Raw genomic sequence first — 19,099 nt, 5'->3', positions numbered from 1 at the left:
TAGTAAAATAGAGAGATGTGATGTGAAAAGGAGTGAATTCCGGTCATGGTTAAAATTGGATCACACGTATCGTTTTCAGATAAAGGGCTGCTGAATGCTGCGAAAGAAGCTGTTTCGTACGGCTCCGGCACGTTTATGATTTATACGGGGGCGCCGCAAAATACGCGCCGCAAGCCGATTGAATCGCAGTATATCGAAGAAGGCAAAGAGCTGATGGACAAGCATGGCATCGATGAAATTATCGTACATGCTCCCTATATCATTAACCTGGGATCGTATAAAGAGGACACATTCGAGCTGGCGGTACGTTTTCTTCAGGAAGAAATTCGCCGTACGGATTATATAGGCGTAAAGCAGATTGTACTGCATCCGGGCGCTTACACGGACAAGGATGCCGAGTTCGGTATTGCGCGCATCGCTCAAGGCTTGAATGAGGTGCTGGCAGGCGTGAAGGATACGGATGTAAAAATTGCGCTGGAGACGATGGCTGGCAAGGGGACGGAAATCGGCCGCAGTTTCGAAGAACTGGCGCAGATTATCGAGAAGGTGGATGACAACGGCCGTCTGTCAGTGTGCTTTGATACGTGCCACGTGAATGATGCGGGTTACGATATCGTGAACGATCTGGATGGCGTGCTGGAGGAGTTTGATCGTGTGATCGGTCTGGACCGTATTGCGGTGGTTCATCTGAACGACAGCAAAAATCCGATTGGAGCGGGGAAAGACCGCCATGCCACTGTTGGCTCGGGCTGGATCGGTTTCGATGCGATGAACGGCGTGGTTCACCACGAGAAGCTGAAGCATCTGCCGTTTATACTGGAGACTCCGTGGATCGGTAAGCAGGATAGCTACCAGCGTCCGATGTATGAGGCGGAGATTGCTCTGTTGGGGGGCACCGTGAAAGAGCGGTTCGGCGAAGAGTTCCTCTCGGATGTAGAGCGATTGGCGCACTTTTTCTCGAAGCAGGAGCTGAATCCGAGAACGTATGTGCTTCAGACGTGGGAAGTTCTCAAGACGGATGCCAAAGCCAAAAAAGCGGATGGCCGCGAGCCGATGGAGCGACTTTATGACATGGTTGTTGCAGAAGGCTTGTTCCCCGAATTAACCGAAGAACAGATTAATCACCGTTTGACTGCGTGGTTTGCCGGTGAGCATTTGTTTGCCGCCGTATAATGGTCAGTTTAATGAAGGAGTAGAAAATGTAATGGTTCCAAAAATCACCCCTAAGAGAACAAGTACAGATTTACAAAATCGTGCCCGCATGCTGGTATCCTGTCCGGACAGGCCGGGTATCGTGGCCGCGGTTTCGCGGTTTTTATACGAGCATGGCGCCAATATCGTTCAATCCGATCAATATACGATGGATCCGGAGGGAGGCTTATTCTTTATCCGGATCGAATTCGATCTCGACAATCTGGATGCACGGATCGAACGGCTCAAAGCCGATTTCGACAACGTGGCGAAGGAATTTGAGATGGACTGGAGGATGACACGCGCAAGCCGCAGGAAGCGCCTCGCCATCTTCGTATCCAAGGAAGACCACTGCCTGCTGGAGCTGCTCTGGCACTGGCAGTCGGGGGATCTCGATGCGGACATTGCGATGGTCATCAGTAATCATGACCACATGCGGGAGCTTGTTGAGCCGCTCGGCATACCTTATCATTATATTCCCGTAACACCGGATACGAAGGCTGAAGCGGAGAAGCGTCAGCTTGAGCTGGTGGCCGGGAAGGTGGATGTGGTCATCCTGGCCCGCTACATGCAGATTATCTCGCCGAAGTTTATAGAGCATTTTCCGAACCGGATTATCAACATCCACCATTCGTTCCTTCCGGCTTTCATCGGCGGCAAGCCGTACGCTCAGGCATATAACCGCGGCGTAAAAATCATTGGAGCTACGGCGCATTACGTCACGGAGGAGCTGGATGGCGGGCCGATCATCGAGCAGGACGTGCAGCGGGTAAGCCACCGCGACAATGTGGATGACCTGAAGCGCATCGGGCGCCATATCGAAAGAACGGTGTTGGCGCGGGCCGTCGGTTGGCACGTGGAGGATCGCGTCATTGTGCATCAAAATAAAACGGTAGTGTTCAGTTAAAAAAACGTGAAAGGGTCAGGAGGCCCGGATGCGGTTGAATCATGAAGGTCGACACGTCTTCTTTGAAGTAAAGAAGCGGGTCGGCCTTATTTTTGTACTATGAAAGATGTTTATGGAGACTAGGGATATTGAAGTAACCTATCAGCTTTGATTTATATGTAATATAATATAACATAAAATTGAAGTTTATATATTCATTTGAAGGGAAACTTTTATAAAAAACGAACAATAAAATAAATTAAATCATTTAATATTCGGTTTTTTAAAAATAAATGCATAAAAAATCAATAAATTTCAGAAGAATATATTGTATGATACGGATTTATCGTGTATATTGGTTTTACATAAGTAAATGTAAATAAACATTACACAAAATAGGATTTCCGGATGAAAATATTCAATAATTTCTTAAATATAACGTTTTGTGTAATGAATTTTAGGATGAGGAGTGGAGAGGCATGAAACGGAAGCTGGTGCTGGTTGGCAATGGGATGGCGGGCGTACGGTGTGTGGAGCATATTTTAAAGCTGGCCCCTCAGATGTTCGATATTACGATTTTCGGGGCGGAGCCATATCCGAATTACAATCGGATTTTACTTTCGTCGGTGCTTGCCGGGGATTCCGGATTGAAGGACATCGTCCTGAACGACTGGGACTGGTATCGGGACAACAACATTACGTTCCATGCAGGGCATACCGTGACGAAGATCGATACGGCCAACCAGAAGGTTGTTTCCGATAAAGGCGTGACCGCAGCTTATGATGAGCTGATCCTGGCAACAGGCTCGCTGCCGTTCATGCTTCCGATTCCCGGGGCGGACAAGGAAGGGGTTATCGCTTTCCGGGATATCAAGGACTGCGAAACGATGATGGAGACGGCCAAGCAATATAAGAAAGCGGTCGTCATCGGCGGAGGTCTGCTCGGACTGGAAGCGGCGCGCGGACTGCTCAATCTGAATATGGAGGTATCGGTTGTCCATATTAACCATTATTTGATGGAGCGCCAGTTGGATGAAACGGCTTCGAGAATGCTGCAGGCCGAGCTGGAGCGTCAGGGCATGAAGTTTCTTTTGGAGAAGCAGACGGAACAAATCGTGGGCAAGAAGAGGGTAACCGGGGTCAAGTTCAAGGACGGCGGCTTTGAGGAAGCCGACCTCGTCGTGATGGCGGTTGGGATACGGCCGAACGTTGCGCTTGCCAAGGAAAGCGGGATTGAGCTGAATCGCGGCATCGTGGTAAACGATTACTTGCAAACCAGCGTCCCGAATATCTATGCGGTCGGGGAGTGCGCTGAGCACCGAGGCGTTGCTTACGGACTTGTAGCCCCGTTGTATGAACAGGGGGATGTGCTTGCCAAGAAGCTGTGCGGCCTTGAGTGCGAAGGGTACCGGGGATCGGTAACGTCCACCAAGCTCAAGGTGTCGGGCGTTGACGTCTTCTCCGGCGGTCAATATAACGAAGAGCCGGGAACGCGTGCCATTAGGATTCAAGATGAAATTGACGGCATCTACAAAAAGATTTTGATCCGGGATGGGAGAGTGGTCGGCGCCGTGATGTTTGGCGATACAAGCGACAGCTCCCGCATCTTCCAACTGATACGAACGGGGGAAGATATCAGCGGCCGGGAGAAGGAAATCGTGCTGGGCGAAGACTTTGGCAGCAGGAACGGTAACGGCGGGACGGCGGTCGGGGCGATGAGCGATGACGAGATCGTATGCGGATGCAACGGCGTGACCAAAGGAACCATAGTGAAAGCCATTCAAGAAAAGCGACTCACTTCGGTTGAGGAGATCAAGGCTTGTACGAATGCCTCGCGATCCTGCGGGGGATGTAAACCGCTCGTCGCCCAGGTACTGAACTGTACGCTGGGGGAGGATGCCGTCACCGCGGCCAAAGAGGGAATCTGCGGCTGTACGACATTGGACCGGGACGAGGTGGTAGCGGCTATTCGCTCGATGCATTTGACGACGAGCAAAGAGGTTATGCATGTGCTCGAATGGTCGAATCCGGAGGGCTGCTCCAAATGCCGTCCTGCGCTGAACTATTATCTCGGCATGGTTTGGCCTGTAGAGCACGCAGAAGAGCGGGAGTCGCGCTTTGTTAATGAACGGAATCACGCCAACATTCAGAAGGACGGCACTTACTCCGTCATACCGAGAATTTATGGCGGGGTGACTTCTCCCAAGGAATTGAAAAAAATCGCCGAAGTGGCGGAAAAATATGACGTGCCGATGGTCAAAATTACAGGCGGTCAGCGTATTGATCTGCTCGGCGTGAAGAAAGAAGATCTGCCGGGGATGTGGGAAGAGCTCGATATGCCGTCCGGCTATGGTTACGGCAAAGCTCTCCGTACAGTGAAAACTTGTGTCGGTTCGACCTTCTGCCGGTTCGGAACACAGGATTCGATCTCCATGGGTATTGAGCTGGAGCGGCGTTTTGAGCGGTTGAACACACCGGCCAAGGTGAAAATGGCCGTATCCGGATGTCCGCGCAACTGTGCGGAAGCGACAATCAAGGACTTCGGCGTTGTGGCCATCGACGGCGGCTGGGAGCTGTATATTGGCGGCAACGGCGGCGTCAAGGTCAGGGCGTCCGACTTGATGTGGAAGGTCAGGACAAAAGAGGAGGTGCTCGAATACTCGGCTGCATTCTTGCAGTATTACCGGGAGAACGCCAAATGGAACGAACGGACGAGCGAATGGGTACAGCGTGTCGGCCTGGACGTGATTCGGCAGGCTTTGGATACCGAGGAGAAGCGAAAGGCGCTTGTGGCGCGTATCGACGAGACGCTGAAGCTGATGAAGGACCCTTGGAAGGAAATCATTGAGACGCCCGAGCTGCGCGCCATGTTTGAATCGCTTCCGGCGAAGGATGCCGCCGCCGCGGCGGAATAAGAGGGAACCGGACGGTGGCGCCCGGATTGGGTCGACATTATTTTGAACGAGGTGAGCGCTGATGGAGCGTATTATGGTAGCCCGGGTATCGGATATCCCGGCGCTGCGGTCCAGAACGGTAAAGGTAGCCGGTACGGAGATTGCCGTCTTCAAGCTTTCGAGCGGGGAATTGCACGCCATCGAAAACCGCTGCCCCCATAAGAACGGGAAGCTGTCGGAAGGAATCGTTTGCGATCATCACGTTTTTTGTCCCCTGCACGACTGGAAGATCAATATGAAGGACGGTTTGGTGCAGGCTCCCGATGAAGGCTGTGTGATGACGTTTCCGGTTGAAGTGGATGCGGAAGGGAAAGTGTTTCTGCTGTTGAACAAAGACAGTCTGTCTGCGTAGCAACATATGCGGCAAAAGAAAGACGGTGCTGGCTATGGCTCAGTACCGTCTTGTTTATTTTCCTGCTGCAGCTTGCGCAGAGACCATGCGCCGCAGCGGGCGAGCAGCACAGAATACAAGAAGTGGCTGGCAAGCCACCAGGCCAGCGCCGCTGTGTCAGTGAACAACAATTTTGCAGTAGATTATTTGGTAGAATAGAAGTGTACGGGTTATGGAAAACTCATGCGGAGAATGGTACAATAGGGCAAGTACTTGAAGTGGCCGGAGAATGATGCACACGTGAACAGCTTACGCTGCATAAGGGTAGCTTGCTGTTTGTAATGAAGGCGATTCACGGCTTGACACACTGATGCGATACAAGACAAAGAGTAGAAGTGGGAGGATAATAATGACGGTAACAAACAAATCGATTGAGCAACTTTCCGTGGATACCATCCGCACCCTTTCCATCGATGCGGTAGAGAAGGCGAAGTCCGGACATCCCGGCATGCCTATGGGAGCCGCGCCGATGGGATATGAGCTGTTCGCCAAGCTGATGAAGCATTATCCGGATCAGCCGAATTGGATCAACCGCGACCGGTTTGTGCTGTCGGCCGGACATGGTTCCATGCTGCTGTACAGCTTGCTGCATCTCTGCGGATATGATTTGCCGATGGAAGAGCTAAAGAATTTCCGGCAATGGGGCAGCAAAACGCCGGGTCACCCGGAAGTGGGCCACACGGTTGGCGTCGATGCGACTACAGGCCCGCTTGGACAAGGTTTCGGTATGGCGGTAGGTATGGCCATGGCGGAAGCTCATTTGTCTGCCGTATATAATCGTGATCAATACCGTGTGATCGACCATTATACTTATGTCATTTGCGGTGACGGCGACCTGATGGAAGGGATCTCTTCGGAGTCCGCATCGCTTGCCGGTCATCTGAAGCTTGGCAAATTGATCGTACTTTACGATTCTAACGATATCTCGCTGGACGGCGAGCTCAATCTGTCCTTCTCCGAGAATGTGGCCAAGCGCTTTGAAGGCTACGGCTGGCAGGTGCTTCGCGTAGAGGACGGCAACGATCTGCAGGCGATTCACAATGCGGTGCTGGAAGCGCAGGCCGATTATCGTCCGACCTTGATCGAGGTGAAGACGGTTATCGGTTACGGCAGCCCGAACAAAGCGGGCAAAGGCGGACATGCGGGCCCGCACGGATCGCCGCTGGGTGCGGAAGAAGTCGCGCTGACGAAGAAGGCTTACGGTTGGGACGATACGCAGCATTTCCACGTGCCGGATGAAGTGCGCAAGCATTTTGAAGACGTGAAAAAGCGCAACAGGGATATATACGAAGGATGGAACGCCATGTTTGCCGAATACGCCAAGGCGTATCCTGAGCTTGCAAAGCAGTTTGAAATTGCCGTGAAGGGCGATCTGCCGGAAGGCTGGGATAAAGACATCTCGATCGCTCCGCCTGCAGAGAAAGGAACCCGGACGGCATCGGGCATCGTGCTCAACGAAATTGCCAAGAATGTGCCGCATCTGATCGGCGGATCTGCGGATCTCGAATCGTCGACGATGACGCATATGAAAGACCTCGGCGTATTGTCGGCCAAGGATTACAGCGGCCGGAACGTTTACTTCGGCGTACGCGAGTTCGGAATGGGCGCGGCAGTGAACGGGATGCTGCTGCACGGCGGCCTGAAAGTATTCGGCGGAACGTTCTTCGTTTTCTCGGATTACCTGCGTCCGGCCATTCGTCTCGCAGCCATCATGAATGTACCGGCGATCTACGTCTTTACGCATGACAGCATCGGTGTTGGCGAAGACGGCCCGACGCATGAGCCGATCGAGCAGTTGGCGGCGCTTCGCGTCATTCCGGGCGTAACGGTGATCCGTCCGGCGGACGGCAGCGAAACTGCGGCGGCATGGCGTTATGCGGTAGAGAACAAGGGCGGTCCGGTCGCGCTGATTCTCTCCCGTCAAGCGGCTCCGAAGCTGGAGGGCTCGGAGAAGGGCGCGGTCGATCGCGGCGCATATGTGCTTGCCGATGCTCCGGATGGCAAGCCGCAAGCGCAAATTATCGCGACAGGTACGGAAGTGCAGCTGGCTGTTGAGGCTCAGAAGCAGCTTGCCGAAGAAGGCGTGGCTGTCCGGGTCATCAGCATGCCGAGCTGGGAGTTGTTCGATAAACAGACGCAAGAGTACAAGGATTCGGTTATTCTGCCGGATGTGAAAGCGCGTTTGGCAGTGGAAATGGGCCATGAGTTTGGCTGGGAGCGTTATGTCGGCGAGCAGGGCGACGTGCTCGGCATCAACAAGTTCGGCGCATCGGCTCCGGGTCCGGTCGTTATCCGTGAGTACGGATTTACCGTAGAGAACGTGGTTGCCCGCGTAAAGCAGCTGTTGAAATAAACCATTCAGAGGGGAACGTTGGCGCGATGTCGCAGTTTGAGAATGTAACGGTAGTAAAAAAAGCAAACGTCTATTTCGACGGGAAGGTCACAAGCCGCGCGGTTCTGTTCGCGGACGGCACGAGGAAGACGCTCGGCATCATGCTGCCCGGCGAGTACGAGTTCGGTACGGACGTGAAGGAAGTGATGGAAATATTGGCCGGTGAGCTGAAGGTGCTGCTCCCCGGTTCAACGGAATGGCTGGAGATTAACGGCACGGGAGAATTCACCGTTCCGGCCGGACAGAAGTTCAAGCTTGACGTCCGTACGGTGACGGATTACTGCTGCTCCTACATTAGCGAATAGTACGGCAAGTCAAACCCCGCTTGTCCGATCCATGATGACATAACGATGGCGGATGGGCGGGGTTTTTATTTTTTCGGCGGCCGGCCTTTCCGCTGCTGCCCTGCAAATCCGTCCGATCGTGTTGATCTCGTCATGGCTGCATGGATTTTTGTATTTTATGGGAGACTGTGAATGTTCTCTTGCGTTATGGACAGAAAGTAAAGTATTCTATGTGATAGGGATTTACGACATAGTCTTCATAAAGAGAGAACCAGATGAATGGATAGGAGGACATGTTTACGATGGGAGCAAAACTTCGTTTTGATTACAGTAAAGCACTGAATTTCATTGGACAACATGAAGTGGATTATTTGGCCGGGGCGGTAGCCGCGGCACATGACCAATTGCATAATAAAACCGGTGCAGGCAATGATTATCTCGGCTGGATCGATCTTCCGGTCAATTACGACAAGGATGAATTTGCCCGCATTCAGAAAGCGGCCCGGCAGATTCAATCGGATTCCGATGCGCTCGTGGTGATCGGTATCGGAGGCTCTTATCTGGGAGCCAGAGCGGCGATCGAGATGCTGTCGCACAGCTTCTATAACCTGCTGCCCAAGGACAAGCGCAAGACGCCTGAAATTTATTTTGTCGGCCAAAACATCAGCTCCACCTATGTTGCTCATCTGCTCCAGTTGCTCGAAGGCAAGGACATCTCGGTAAACGTGATCTCCAAATCCGGAACGACAACGGAGCCGGCGGTCGCCTTCCGCATTTTCCGCGAGCTGCTGGAAAAGAAATACGGCAAGGAAGCGGCGCGCAAGCGTATTTATGCGACAACCGATCAAGCCAGAGGGGCTTTGAAGAAACTGGCCACGGAGGAAGGGTACGAAAGCTTCGTGATTCCGGATGATGTGGGCGGCCGGTATTCGGTGCTGACAGCAGTAGGATTGCTGCCGATCGCAACGGCCGGCATCGATATCGAAGCCATGATGCGCGGCGCGGCGGATGCGCGTGAAGCTTACTCCAATCCGAATTTGAAGGAAAACGAAGCTTACCAGTATGCCGCGGTACGCAATGCGCTCTATCGCAAAGGCAAAACAACCGAAATTCTCGTCAACTACGAGCCATCCCTGCACTATGTGTCGGAATGGTGGAAGCAGCTGTACGGTGAGAGCGAAGGTAAGGATAACAAAGGAATTTACCCTTCCTCGGTCGATTTTTCAACGGACCTTCATTCCATGGGACAGTTTATCCAAGAAGGCTCGCGCAATTTGTTCGAGACCGTGATTCAAGTCGAGGAGGTTGCTGAGAAAATTGTGATCGGCAGCGATCCGCAGGATTTGGACGGACTCAACTTTCTCAGCGGCCAAACGATGGATTTTGTCAACAAGAAAGCGTTCGAAGGGACGATGCTCGCCCATACGGACGGAGGCGTACCGAATCTTATCGTTACCCTGCCGGATATGAGCCCGTACACGTTCGGTTACATGGTTTACTTCTTTGAAAAAGCGTGCGGAATCAGCGGATACTTGCTTGGAGTCAATCCGTTCGATCAGCCGGGCGTGGAAGCATATAAGAAAAACATGTTCGCGTTGCTTGGAAAACCGGGATACGAGAAACAAAAAGCTGAGCTAGAAGCCAGACTGAAACAGTAAGGCCGACGGACTCTGGCACACGCGACAAAGCGGCTCATCCCTTGGGAGAGCCGCTTTTTTTAGATCTAACACGAATCTACACGGGCAGGGCGGTTAGATATAAAGGAGGCACTGAAAGACCATGCTCACACAGTACAGAACGGTAAAGCGTTTCGGTTCGGCGGAGGTCGTCATCAAGAAATCGCGGTTTATCGGTTATGCCAAGCCGGTGGAGACGGAAGACGAGGCGATCGCTTTTATCGAAAGCATCAAGAAGGAGCATTGGAACGCTACGCATAATTGCTCGGCTTACATGATCGGGGAGCGGGATGAGATTCAGAGAGCGTCGGATGATGGAGAACCGAGCGGTACGGCGGGGAAACCGATTCTCGAAGTCATCAAGAACCAGGGGATGAAAAATGTTGCCGTAGTCGTCACCCGGTATTTTGGCGGGATCCTGCTTGGCGCAGGAGGCTTGGTTCGCGCGTATACCGATGGAGCGGTCATTGGACTCGCGGCGGCGGAGCCCGTGTATAAGGTATTGCACACCGAGGTATTGGTGGAAATCGACTACACATGGCACGGCAAAGTGGATAACGAGCTGAGGAACCGGGGGATGCTGATGGGCGATACCTCATTCACCGACAAAGTGACGCTGACCTGCTTGCCTCTGGCTGAAGAGACGGAGCGGTTCATCCATTGGATGACGGATATTACGCAAGGACAGGCAACGATTATTGAAGGGGAATCGCGTTATATAGATCATGACGAGCTTCCGTGAAGAGTGAAGTGGGGGCGCGGCTGATATAGAATAGTCCATGACAACAATGACACAGGGGGGTTGGGAAATTTTGGCCAGGAAGGCGGTTGCACAGGAGCTGAGTCGCGAGCGCATATTGGAGGAGGCGAGACAGCTTTTTATCCAGCACGGTTATCATGCATTAACGATGCGGAGCATCGCAAAGTCAATGGGTTACAGCCATGGGGCATTGTACTATCATTTTAGCGAGAAGGCGGAACTGTTCTATGCATTGGTTAGCGATGATTTCCGAATGCTGCTGGATCGGATGAAGGATATGCTGAGGCGCACCCGCTTAGGAGATCTTGGGCAGCTGGAGAAGCTGATGTTTGAATTTATCCGCTTCGGGTTGGAGAATCCGAACCATTACGAAATCATGTTTATGATCAAGGACCCCGAACTGCAGCGTTATTCACGGACGGAGCAGGCGGAGTGTTTGGAGCTGTTTGCAACTGTTGTGCGGTCAGTCGTCTCTAAGCGGACGGACGGCGATAAAAAGATGTACAGCCTGCCATGGAGCTTGTTCATGTCACTGCACGGATTTATTTCTTATAATATTCGTTATAATCAATCGTTCGAAGATGTCAAAAAGTTGGCGGAACAACATGTCAAATATTTGTGCGAAGGGCTGCAAGGATAGTGTCATCTCGGCATCCGGAGATGCTTTGCAGCCCCCTGCCACATGACGTTGAAACTCCAAAGTTACCCCCGCATAAACTTCACCATACAAGTCCTCTCGCGAGGACCATCGAATTCGCAAAAATAAATGCCCTGCCAACGGCCTAATACCAGACGAGAACCGGCTATGAGTACGGTTTGCGACGAACCGACGGTCATGGCCTTCAAATGGGAAGCCGTATTTCCTTCGGCATGCTTGTATTTCGGGTGCTGCCATGGATAGACTTCGGAAAGCCTCATCAGAACGTCGTGCTTAACATCAGGATCTGCGTTTTCCTGAATGGTGATACCTGCCGTGGTATGCGGGCAATAGATGACCGCAATTCCTTCCTCAAGTCCTTCCTGCTTTAAGAGATTGTACACCAGGTGGGTAATTTCAATCATTTCGTCCCGTTCTTTTGTTTGCAAGTGCAGCATATGTATCATCGAAGCTCTCCTTCCGGCCGGGGGATAAATACTTTTATTTCGTCATCATTATATTATAAGAAGCGTCTGTTCACAAAACATGGTACAATAAGGGCATATGCTAAAAGCGAAAATGGAAAGGGTGATCACGGTGAACTTGACAGCCAATACATTGGAAAATACGGAATTCATGATAGAAGAAATCAAGAAGAAGCTGCGTATGGCGAGCGGCGCCGCGCTCAAAGCATCCAGGCTGAACGATGAACAGTACGATGATCTGCGCGATATCTATGAAATGGTGGCCGGTAAAAGCCAGTTCAGCATCAGTGAGATTGAAGCGATCACGATGGAGCTCGGCCGATTGCGTAAGCCTCAAAGCGCCCCCAAGGCTTAGGATAGCGGCACATTTTGTCTGAAATACGGACAGGGATACAAGCAGGTAAGGGATGCGCCTCGTATGATATAGCGTTAACACCAATGTTGGAGGGCTTTTAAGCCCGACGCTAACGATATGGAGGTGCACGACTATGCAAAAAGCAGTCCGTAAGCAGGATGCAGCCAAGCTGATCGGCAAGCTGATTTATGCGGTGAAAAAAGACGGTACGGTTGTTCAGGGCAAGCTGGTGCGCATCAGTGGCGGCAAGCTGTTTGTTGCTCCGCAAAAAGGCAAACAAGTTCGAACGTCGGCTATTATCCCTCTCGTTCTTTTTGATCTGCTCGCTATTGGAACATCCCCCTTCGCCTTCGGTGGCGGCTTTGGTGGCGGCTTTGGTGGCGGCTTTGGCGGCGGCTTTGGCGGTGGCTTCTGGTGATCGGTTGAAACATGAAAAACCTGCGTTTTGCGCTTCTCCCGCAGAACGCGGGTTTTTATTCATGCCCTCGCATGATTGTGTTTTCTTGTTATAACAAGGATCTCAAGTCAACAGAAGAACGGCCTTGTCTCAAGCATGAACGGGACAAGGGCCGTTTTTTTTGGTTGCAAGTAGGCATTGGAAACAGTAACAAGAGAGGATGATCTAACATAAATTATTTTGTCAAGGGAGATCGGCCTAACTAAGCTTTGATGGATGTCTCCATCAAGGCCGGTGGTTTCCCTCATGAATAGAATTTAGCGGAGGGTGTTAACATGAATGATTTTAAAAAAGATATTCAAAATCTGCAGGTTGCCGAATTCAAGGCGGGCGAGGTAACACCCTGGGACAATCAGGCACAGTACGATAGTGCCCGCTTGTGTGTTGGCTTCGGCGGGTTTTGCGGCGGGTTTGGCCAATGCGGCGGATTTTGTGGCGGGTTTGGCCGATGCGGCGGATTTTGTGGCGGATTTGGCCGATGCGGTGGGTTTTGCGGCGGGTTTCGCTGCGGCGGATTTTGTGGAGGCTGCGCTCGCTGCGGAGGCTGTGCCCGCTGCTTCTAGTTACCTCAAGGAAACTGTCGCCGTTTAAGGAGAAATGGCCCCTGCAGCCGCTGCCCGGCTGGCAGGGGTTTTTCTCGACAAAATCAGGCATGAGGGACAAATAGCCATACATAAGATGAGAGTGAAAGTGACGGCTTTTAAGAGCAGCTTGCGGTAAGGAGGAGTGAAATGACAAAGCTGAATCCTTCTATGCGTCTGAAGGTAAAAGGGGATACCTTTTTTCTCCCCGCCTCGAACGGAAGCGTGTATTTTCGTAATAATTCAGGCTCGTTTCGAATGGAAGGCAGCGCGATTGATCAGTGGATTTCCAAGCTTCTGCCGGCATTAGACGGGCAGTACACCTTGGAGGAGCTGACGGACGGATTGCCGGACGAATACCGTAACCGGGTGGTGGAAATCGCAGAAAAGCTGTACCACAACGGCTTCGTACGCGTTGTAGAAGACCGTCCTCATCAATTACCGGATCCGATTCTGCAAAAGTATGCCTCTCAAATTGAATTTTTGAACAGCTTCGGCGGCTCGGGTGCGTACCGTTTTCAGTGCTACCGCCAGGCCAAAGTGTTGGCGGTAGGCTCGGGCTCATGGTTGGTCTCGTTGGCCGCGTCATTGCTCGAATCCGGGTTGCCCCGATTCCATGTCCTGATAACCGACTCGGTTTCGACCAACCGGCAGCGGTTGACGGAGCTTGCGGCTCACGCCCGCAAAACAGACCCTGAAGCGGCGGTAGAAGAAATTACCCTGCCGAAGGAGGGGGTGAGCTCTTGGCGGGAGGCTGTGCGGCCGTTTGATTCGGTTTTGTATGTATCGCAGGAGGGCGATCTGGAGGAGCTGCGGGCGCTTCATGCGGTTTGCAGAGAGGAGAAAAAAGGATTTCTCTCTGCCATTGGTCTGCAGCAGACAGGTCTGGCCGGTCCGCAGGTGCATCCGGACTCTGAAGCCTGCTGGGAATCGGCTTGGCGCCGCATCCACCGGTCTGCCTTGAACAAAGACCAATCGATTCACTTCCCCTCTCCTACAGCCGGAGCAATGCTTGTGAATGTGATCGTGTTTGAGTGGTTCAAAAAGGTGGCGGGCGTGGATGAACCGGAACGTAATAATAAGTTTTTTCTGCTTGATTTGGAGACATTGGAAGGCAGCTGGCATTCGTTCATCCCCCATCCGCTGGTGACCGGACATGCTGAGGCCCGGAGGATTTACGATCTTGAGCTGCGGTTGGACGAGAGCACGGATGAAGGAAATTCGACCGATTTGCTTACTTATTTCAGCTTGTTAACCTCGGAAGAGTCGGGAATTTTTCATCTTTGGGAGGAAGGGGACTTGAAGCAGCTTCCGCTCGCTCAGTGCCGGATTCAAACCGTTGATCCGCTGTCGGAAGGGCCGGCCGGGCTGCTGCCGGAAAAGATCTTTACGGGTCTGACGCATGAAGAGGCAAGGCGGGAAGCCGGATTGGCGGGAATTGAGGCCTATGTATCACGAATGGCAGGCCTGCTCGTACCCGATGAATTTATCGGCGTCGGAGCGGGGGAAACGATCGCGGAGGGCGTTTGCCGCGGGTTGCACCAATACTTGGCCGAGGAGCTGGGCAAGCGCCAAGGGAATCAGCCGCCTATTGTGGCCCTGGTAAGGCTGAGTGAGGTAGAAGATGAACGCTGCCGGTTTTACTTGCAGGCGTTAACCACAATGCAAGGTGCGCCCACGATCGGCTTGGGAGAGGCAGTGTCCGGTTTCCCCGCGGTTTGGGTCGGTACAGGCGGCCGCTGGTATGGCAGCACAGGCTTGAATGTGACCCTGGCGCTCAGGAAGGCGCTCCAGCGGGCGCTGCTGGATGCCCAACATCCCGAGGCCGGCTCTATCACGAGGGAGTTGGAAGCTTCGCCGGTGCTTCGGGAAGAAGCCGAGCCGCTAAGCCTTACGATCCCGGCGTGCGAACAGAGGGCGCAGCGGGAGACGCTTGAGTCCGCCCTGCAGCTTTTGACACGGAACGGCAAGCAGCTGGTGACCTTTGATCTAGCGGTTGAACCGTTTCTGAAAGAGAAATTGGCAGGCGTGTTCGGCGTGTCGTTACGAGAGGGGGAGTCCCGGTGAGCGGCGCTGTCGTGTTGGTTGTCGGAGAAGGGCTGTTGGCGGATTTCGTGTATTCCCAACTGTCTGCTCAATACGAGATTGTCCGTCAGTCCGATTTCAAAACAGGAGCACCCCAAGCGGCGGATTTGGTCCTGGTGCTGCACGACGGATGGCAGCCTTATGCTCATTACGAAGCGGAAGAGGTGATGCAATCGGCGGGCATCCCTTGGCTGCGCGGCTTCGTTTCCTTTGGCGAGGCCATGGTGGGACCGTTGGTTCGTCCGGGAAAGCCGGGATGCTCCCAATGTGCGGATTCGCGGTATCTGATGGCAGGACGCGACCGCAAGGAGATGTGGGGACTGCGGCAAATGCTGGCCGAGCATGGGGGAGTGCCGCGTGATGTGTGGGCATCCCGTACAGGGCTATTGCAGGCGGCGCACCTGCTTGCGGCGGAGGCGGACAGGGTGCTGCGGGGAGGCCGGGGAGGCCTGGAAGAGAACGTGGTGCTGCTTAATCTGCAAACGCTGAAGAGCTCGCGTCATTTCTTTTTACCCGATCCGCAGTGTGCGGTTTGCGGTCGATTGGCCGACGATACGCCGGAAGCGGCCCGAATACCGTTAAAGCCCAGTCCCAAAATCAACGCCGACAGCTACCGCTGCCGTCCGATCGATGACTTGAAGCCATTTCTGGCCGCGGACTACATTGATTACCGGATCGGTTTGTTGAATGGGAAAATGGTTGATTTCGTATCGCCCTTTGCCGATGTGAGCGTGAATCTGCCGCTGTTTTCGCAGGACGAAGCATGCGGAGGACGAACTCATTCCTATGCGGACAGTGAGCTGACCGGCATTATGGAGGGTTTGGAACGGTACTGCGGTGTGGCGCCTCGCGGCAAACGGACGGTGATCCGCGACAGCTTCCGCCGTCTCGAGGCTCAAGCCCTGGATCCCGTCAAGGTAGGCGTATATGATTTGCAGCAGTATGCGCGGCCCGGATTCCCGTTCAAACCGTTTGATCCGGATCGCCCGATCGATTGGGTATGGGGCTATTCGTTCAGGCAGGGGCGGCCGATCCTGGTTCCTGAGATGCTGGCTTATTACAGCCTGGGGTGCGGGGATAAATTTGTCCATGAAACGTCCAATGGATGCGCATTGGGAGGCAGTCTGGAGGAAGCTGTTTTCTACGGCATCATGGAAGTGGTGGAGCGCGATTCGTTCCTGTTGACCTGGTATGCACAGCTGCCTATTCCACATCTTGATCTTTCTTCCGCCGGCGACCGGGAATTGCAATTGATGATCGGACGTCTGCGGGCGGTGGCGGGTTATGATGTGGCTGTATTTAACGCTACGATGGAGAATGGAATTCCAAGCGTGTGGGCGCTCGCGAAAAACAGGAAACCCAACGGAGTCAATCTGATCTGTGCGGCCGGGGCTCATCCGGACCCGATCCGCGCGGTGAAAGGCGCGATTCACGAGCTCTCGGGCATGATGATGACGCTGGACGAGAAATTTGAAGCGAACCGGCAGGAAATTGAGCAAATGCTCCACGATCCGTTTCGGGTACGCCACATGGAGGACCATTCCATGCTGTACAGCTTACCCCAAGCGGAAGAACGTTTGCGGTTTTTACTGGATGAGAATCGTCCGTTGCGGACCTTTGACGAGGAGTTTAAGCCGAAGGCGGGATCTGCGGATTTGACCGATGATTTGAAGGACATTCTTCAGGTGTTTCACGACTTGAATCTTGATGTGATCGTGGTGGATCAGACTGCACCGGAGTTAAGGCGAAACGGATTGTACTGTGTGAAAGTATTGATTCCAGGGATGCTCCCTATGACGTTCGGTCATCATCTTACCCGTTTGACGGGACTGGAACGGGTATTCACCGTACCGGTGAAGCTGGGATATGCCAAGCAGCCGCTAAAGCCGGAACAGCTCAATCCGCATCCGCATCCGTTTCCATAATCCGTGAAGAGGAGTGAGGAGGATGAACCTGGATGCTTTTATACACCATCTGCATTATGACACGGATAGGGCGAGGCCTCCGGACTGGGAGACGGATTGGGAGGATGCGCCGCTTTCCTATAAGCTTTACCGCGGTTTGCCGGAGGTGCCCTTATCTCCGGAAGTGCCGCTGACGCTCGAAGGACGGCAAAAGCCAGGAAAGACAGGTCTTCGCGAAATCGGCCATTTTCTTTGGTATGCATTCGGGCTCACACAAGTGTGCCAGTCCATTCTGCCTTTCGATTCCGAGCATCAGGCGGTAAGCTCCATGCTGTTTAAGCGCCGGTTTATTCCCTCCGGCGGCGGGTTATATCCCAACGAATTATACATATATCTGAAGCTGGAAGACTTGCCTGCCGGGGTATATCACTACGATGCGGCACATCACCGTTTGGTGCTCCTGCGCGAAGGCCATTTCGATTCTTATCTGGCCAGGGCTCTTGGCAGCCGTTGTGACGTGTCGGCTTGTTTCGGTATGGTATTTGTTTCAACCCTGTTTTGGAAAAACTTCTTTAAATACCATAACTTTGGCTACAGGCTGCAGGGTCTGGATGCCGGCGTGCTGATCGGACAACTGCTGGAGGTGGCTAAACGGTTCGGTGTTTCCTCGGGGGTGTATTTCCAGTTTCTTGATCGGGCGGTGAACCATCTGCTCGGGCTATCCGAATGGGAGGAAAGTGTGTATGCGGTGATTCCTCTGTCGTCCGATCCTGACATCGCATGGTTTGCAAACCGCGGGGACGGAGACGCGATGGTTTCGGCGGCCGAACTGTGCCGGGAGCTGCCGGCAGTTTGGCATCGGCACTATGTCCGGTCACAGAGGATCAGGGGTTATCCGATGCTGGTCCGGATGAACGAAGCGTCCTTGATGGAGTCGCCCCGGTCGTTTCGGCGGATCGGAAAAGAGTGGACAGCTGACGATGCAGGTGAGGGCCCGACGGTAAAATTATCCCCTGTCCGGCGGCTTTCATATGATCTGGCAGCGGTCTGCAAAAAGCGCTATTCGCCGGAAATGGATTTTGTGACGGGACGGGTAAGCGAGCCGAATTTGGCCGCGCTGCTGCGGGAGGCGGCGGAATCTTACGGATATCGCAATGATTTGGATGGAAACTGTGAGGACCCCGCGCCTCGCGTCGTCCTGTATTGTTGTTTATACGGCGTTGAGGGCATCCCGGACGGCGCTTACCGCTATGACAGTGTTCGTCATGTGCTCAGTCAGGTTCGTCCCGGGGACCATCGGCTTTGGCTGCAGCAGGGGATGTCCCTGGACAATGTGAACCTGTACCAAGTCCCGTTATGCCTGCATGTGGCGGGAGACAAGGACCATCTTCATTCGGCACTGGGGTACCGGGGGTATCGTGTCCAACAGATGGAAGCGGGGATGCTCGTTCAGCGCCTGCTGCTCGCGGCGTTCGCCTTGGGGATGGGCGGGCATCCGCTTCTCGGATATGATGTAAGCTTGTGTGACGAGGTCTACCATATGGCTCGGCAAGGACGAACGAGCCTGATTCAAGTTCCGGTCGGCCCTTATCGTGATCGCCCCCGATTATCGGGCGGATTGCATGGTTGAGAGAGGCGGAAAAACATAAATTACAGCCCGAATGCACACGGCATTCGGGCTGTCCTTCTGTACGTGATTAATAATGAATCGGATAAGAGCAAGGATGATGTTGATGTTGGTGGTGATGCGGCCAAGGATGGTGATAGTACCAGGGATCGTAGTGACCGTGGTGTTGCCACGGACTGTACCAGCCAGGATGGAAGCCGTCAAAATAGCCATGATGAACATGAGCATGATGATAGTGGTGGTCGCGATTAGGGTAACCGTACTGATAGTAGTCATAATAAGGGGCATAAGCTTGCGCATCAATTTGAGCCTGCTGCGCAGGGTAATCGAATTCGGCTGCATCTGCCGGTTGTATTACGGATGGGTTTTCCTGAGTCATCTTTGTTCCTCCTTTGTTAACTTACTCTACAATATGCAGAAACGAAAAAAAGGGC

The 19,099-nt window shown here is 53.2% G+C and carries 17 protein-coding genes; 15 read left to right on the top strand and 2 right to left on the bottom strand.

Features of this window, described 5'->3' with window-relative positions; translation table 11 throughout:
• Positions 1-45 precede the first annotated feature (45 nt).
• The 9 genes from IJ22_RS18540 to IJ22_RS18500 all read left to right on the top strand — a co-directional run bounded on the left by IJ22_RS18540 (position 46) and on the right by IJ22_RS18500 (position 11,174).
• Positions 46-1,173: a deoxyribonuclease IV gene (locus IJ22_RS18540; protein WP_062409887.1), complete on the top strand. Its 1,128-nt coding sequence runs from the start codon at positions 46-48 to the stop codon at positions 1,171-1,173.
• A 31-nt stretch (positions 1,174-1,204) separates the two neighbouring features.
• Entirely contained in the window at positions 1,205-2,098 is an 894-nt protein-coding gene (purU, locus tag IJ22_RS18535) for a formyltetrahydrofolate deformylase (protein WP_054818171.1), read from the top strand.
• 458 nt (positions 2,099-2,556) lie between these two features.
• Positions 2,557-4,992, top strand: coding sequence for a nitrite reductase large subunit NirB (gene nirB / locus IJ22_RS18530; RefSeq protein WP_062409886.1), 2,436 nt, complete (start codon positions 2,557-2,559; stop codon positions 4,990-4,992).
• A gap of 61 nt (positions 4,993-5,053) precedes the next feature.
• Entirely contained in the window at positions 5,054-5,383 is a 330-nt protein-coding gene (gene nirD / locus IJ22_RS18525) for a nitrite reductase small subunit NirD (RefSeq protein WP_062409885.1), read from the top strand.
• 388 nt (positions 5,384-5,771) lie between these two features.
• A complete protein-coding gene (tkt, locus tag IJ22_RS18520; RefSeq protein WP_082660880.1) occupies positions 5,772-7,775 on the top strand; it encodes a transketolase in 2,004 nt (667 codons plus the stop codon).
• A gap of 26 nt (positions 7,776-7,801) precedes the next feature.
• Entirely contained in the window at positions 7,802-8,119 is a 318-nt protein-coding gene (gene ppnP / locus IJ22_RS18515) for a pyrimidine/purine nucleoside phosphorylase (RefSeq protein ID WP_054818173.1), read from the top strand.
• A gap of 281 nt (positions 8,120-8,400) precedes the next feature.
• On the top strand, positions 8,401-9,756 hold the full coding sequence (locus tag IJ22_RS18510; RefSeq protein WP_054818174.1) for a glucose-6-phosphate isomerase: 1,356 nt from the start codon (positions 8,401-8,403) through the stop codon (positions 9,754-9,756).
• Positions 9,757-9,877: 121 nt separating this feature from the next.
• The gene (locus IJ22_RS18505) at positions 9,878-10,516 is read left to right on the top strand and encodes a YigZ family protein (RefSeq protein WP_062409884.1); all 639 of its coding nucleotides are present in this window, start codon (positions 9,878-9,880) and stop codon (positions 10,514-10,516) included.
• Between the two features lie 70 nt (positions 10,517-10,586).
• Positions 10,587-11,174: a TetR/AcrR family transcriptional regulator gene (locus tag IJ22_RS18500; RefSeq protein ID WP_054818175.1), complete on the top strand. Its 588-nt coding sequence runs from the start codon at positions 10,587-10,589 to the stop codon at positions 11,172-11,174.
• A 62-nt stretch (positions 11,175-11,236) separates the two neighbouring features.
• On the opposite strand, the gene IJ22_RS18495 is transcribed toward IJ22_RS18500, so the two are convergent.
• Positions 11,237-11,638, bottom strand: a complete 402-nt coding sequence (locus IJ22_RS18495) for a secondary thiamine-phosphate synthase enzyme YjbQ (protein WP_054818176.1) — start codon at positions 11,636-11,638, stop codon at positions 11,237-11,239.
• 130 nt (positions 11,639-11,768) lie between these two features.
• Here IJ22_RS18495 and IJ22_RS18490 point away from each other — a divergent pair, with 130 nt between their 5' ends.
• The 6 genes from IJ22_RS18490 to IJ22_RS18465 all read left to right on the top strand — a co-directional run bounded on the left by IJ22_RS18490 (position 11,769) and on the right by IJ22_RS18465 (position 18,668).
• The gene (locus tag IJ22_RS18490; RefSeq protein ID WP_054818197.1) at positions 11,769-12,011 is read left to right on the top strand and encodes a DUF1128 domain-containing protein; all 243 of its coding nucleotides are present in this window, start codon (positions 11,769-11,771) and stop codon (positions 12,009-12,011) included.
• A gap of 133 nt (positions 12,012-12,144) precedes the next feature.
• Positions 12,145-12,429 carry a hypothetical protein gene (locus tag IJ22_RS18485; RefSeq protein ID WP_054818177.1) on the top strand — a complete coding sequence of 95 codons (285 nt, stop codon included), beginning with the start codon at positions 12,145-12,147 and terminating at the stop codon, positions 12,427-12,429.
• Positions 12,430-12,743: 314 nt separating this feature from the next.
• Complete coding sequence (locus IJ22_RS27235; RefSeq protein WP_074729158.1) at positions 12,744-13,031, top strand: heterocycloanthracin/sonorensin family bacteriocin; 288 nt, start codon at positions 12,744-12,746, stop codon at positions 13,029-13,031.
• A 168-nt stretch (positions 13,032-13,199) separates the two neighbouring features.
• Complete coding sequence (locus IJ22_RS18475) at positions 13,200-15,116, top strand: putative thiazole-containing bacteriocin maturation protein (protein ID WP_062409882.1); 1,917 nt, start codon at positions 13,200-13,202, stop codon at positions 15,114-15,116.
• Positions 15,113-17,059, top strand: coding sequence for a TOMM precursor leader peptide-binding protein (locus tag IJ22_RS18470; protein ID WP_062409881.1), 1,947 nt, complete (start codon positions 15,113-15,115; stop codon positions 17,057-17,059). Before IJ22_RS18475 ends, IJ22_RS18470 begins: the two co-directional genes overlap by 4 nt.
• A gap of 22 nt (positions 17,060-17,081) precedes the next feature.
• Positions 17,082-18,668: a SagB family peptide dehydrogenase gene (locus IJ22_RS18465; protein WP_062409880.1), complete on the top strand. Its 1,587-nt coding sequence runs from the start codon at positions 17,082-17,084 to the stop codon at positions 18,666-18,668.
• Positions 18,669-18,735: 67 nt separating this feature from the next.
• On the opposite strand, the gene IJ22_RS18460 is transcribed toward IJ22_RS18465, so the two are convergent.
• Positions 18,736-19,044 (bottom strand): hypothetical protein, encoded by a 309-nt coding sequence (locus tag IJ22_RS18460; protein ID WP_145862548.1) that lies wholly within the window; start codon positions 19,042-19,044, stop codon positions 18,736-18,738.
• Positions 19,045-19,099 lie beyond the last annotated feature (55 nt).

This window comes from Paenibacillus naphthalenovorans (genome assembly GCF_001465255.1).
GTDB lineage: Bacteria > Bacillota > Bacilli > Paenibacillales > NBRC-103111 > Paenibacillus_G > Paenibacillus_G naphthalenovorans.
This window is presented reverse-complemented; position numbering and strand designations above follow the sequence as displayed.

Excerpts from the sequence above, each read along its gene's own strand:
- IJ22_RS18540 (WP_062409887.1), top strand. The coding sequence starts at position 46 with ATGGTTAAAATTGGATCACACGTATCGTTTTCAGATAAAGGGCTGCTG.
- purU (WP_054818171.1), top strand. The coding sequence starts at position 1,205 with ATGGTTCCAAAAATCACCCCTAAGAGAACAAGTACAGATTTACAAAAT.
- nirB (WP_062409886.1), top strand. The coding sequence starts at position 2,557 with ATGAAACGGAAGCTGGTGCTGGTTGGCAATGGGATGGCGGGCGTACGG.
- nirD (WP_062409885.1), top strand. The coding sequence starts at position 5,054 with ATGGAGCGTATTATGGTAGCCCGGGTATCGGATATCCCGGCGCTGCGG.
- tkt (WP_082660880.1), top strand. The coding sequence starts at position 5,772 with ATGACGGTAACAAACAAATCGATTGAGCAACTTTCCGTGGATACCATC.
- ppnP (WP_054818173.1), top strand. The coding sequence starts at position 7,802 with ATGTCGCAGTTTGAGAATGTAACGGTAGTAAAAAAAGCAAACGTCTAT.
- IJ22_RS18510 (WP_054818174.1), top strand. The coding sequence starts at position 8,401 with ATGGGAGCAAAACTTCGTTTTGATTACAGTAAAGCACTGAATTTCATT.
- IJ22_RS18505 (WP_062409884.1), top strand. The coding sequence starts at position 9,878 with ATGCTCACACAGTACAGAACGGTAAAGCGTTTCGGTTCGGCGGAGGTC.
- IJ22_RS18495 (WP_054818176.1), bottom strand. The coding sequence starts at position 11,638 with ATGATACATATGCTGCACTTGCAAACAAAAGAACGGGACGAAATGATT.
- IJ22_RS18485 (WP_054818177.1), top strand. The coding sequence starts at position 12,145 with ATGCAAAAAGCAGTCCGTAAGCAGGATGCAGCCAAGCTGATCGGCAAG.
- IJ22_RS27235 (WP_074729158.1), top strand. The coding sequence starts at position 12,744 with ATGAATGATTTTAAAAAAGATATTCAAAATCTGCAGGTTGCCGAATTC.
- IJ22_RS18475 (WP_062409882.1), top strand. The coding sequence starts at position 13,200 with ATGACAAAGCTGAATCCTTCTATGCGTCTGAAGGTAAAAGGGGATACC.
- IJ22_RS18465 (WP_062409880.1), top strand. The coding sequence starts at position 17,082 with ATGAACCTGGATGCTTTTATACACCATCTGCATTATGACACGGATAGG.
- IJ22_RS18460 (WP_145862548.1), bottom strand. The coding sequence starts at position 19,044 with ATGACTCAGGAAAACCCATCCGTAATACAACCGGCAGATGCAGCCGAA.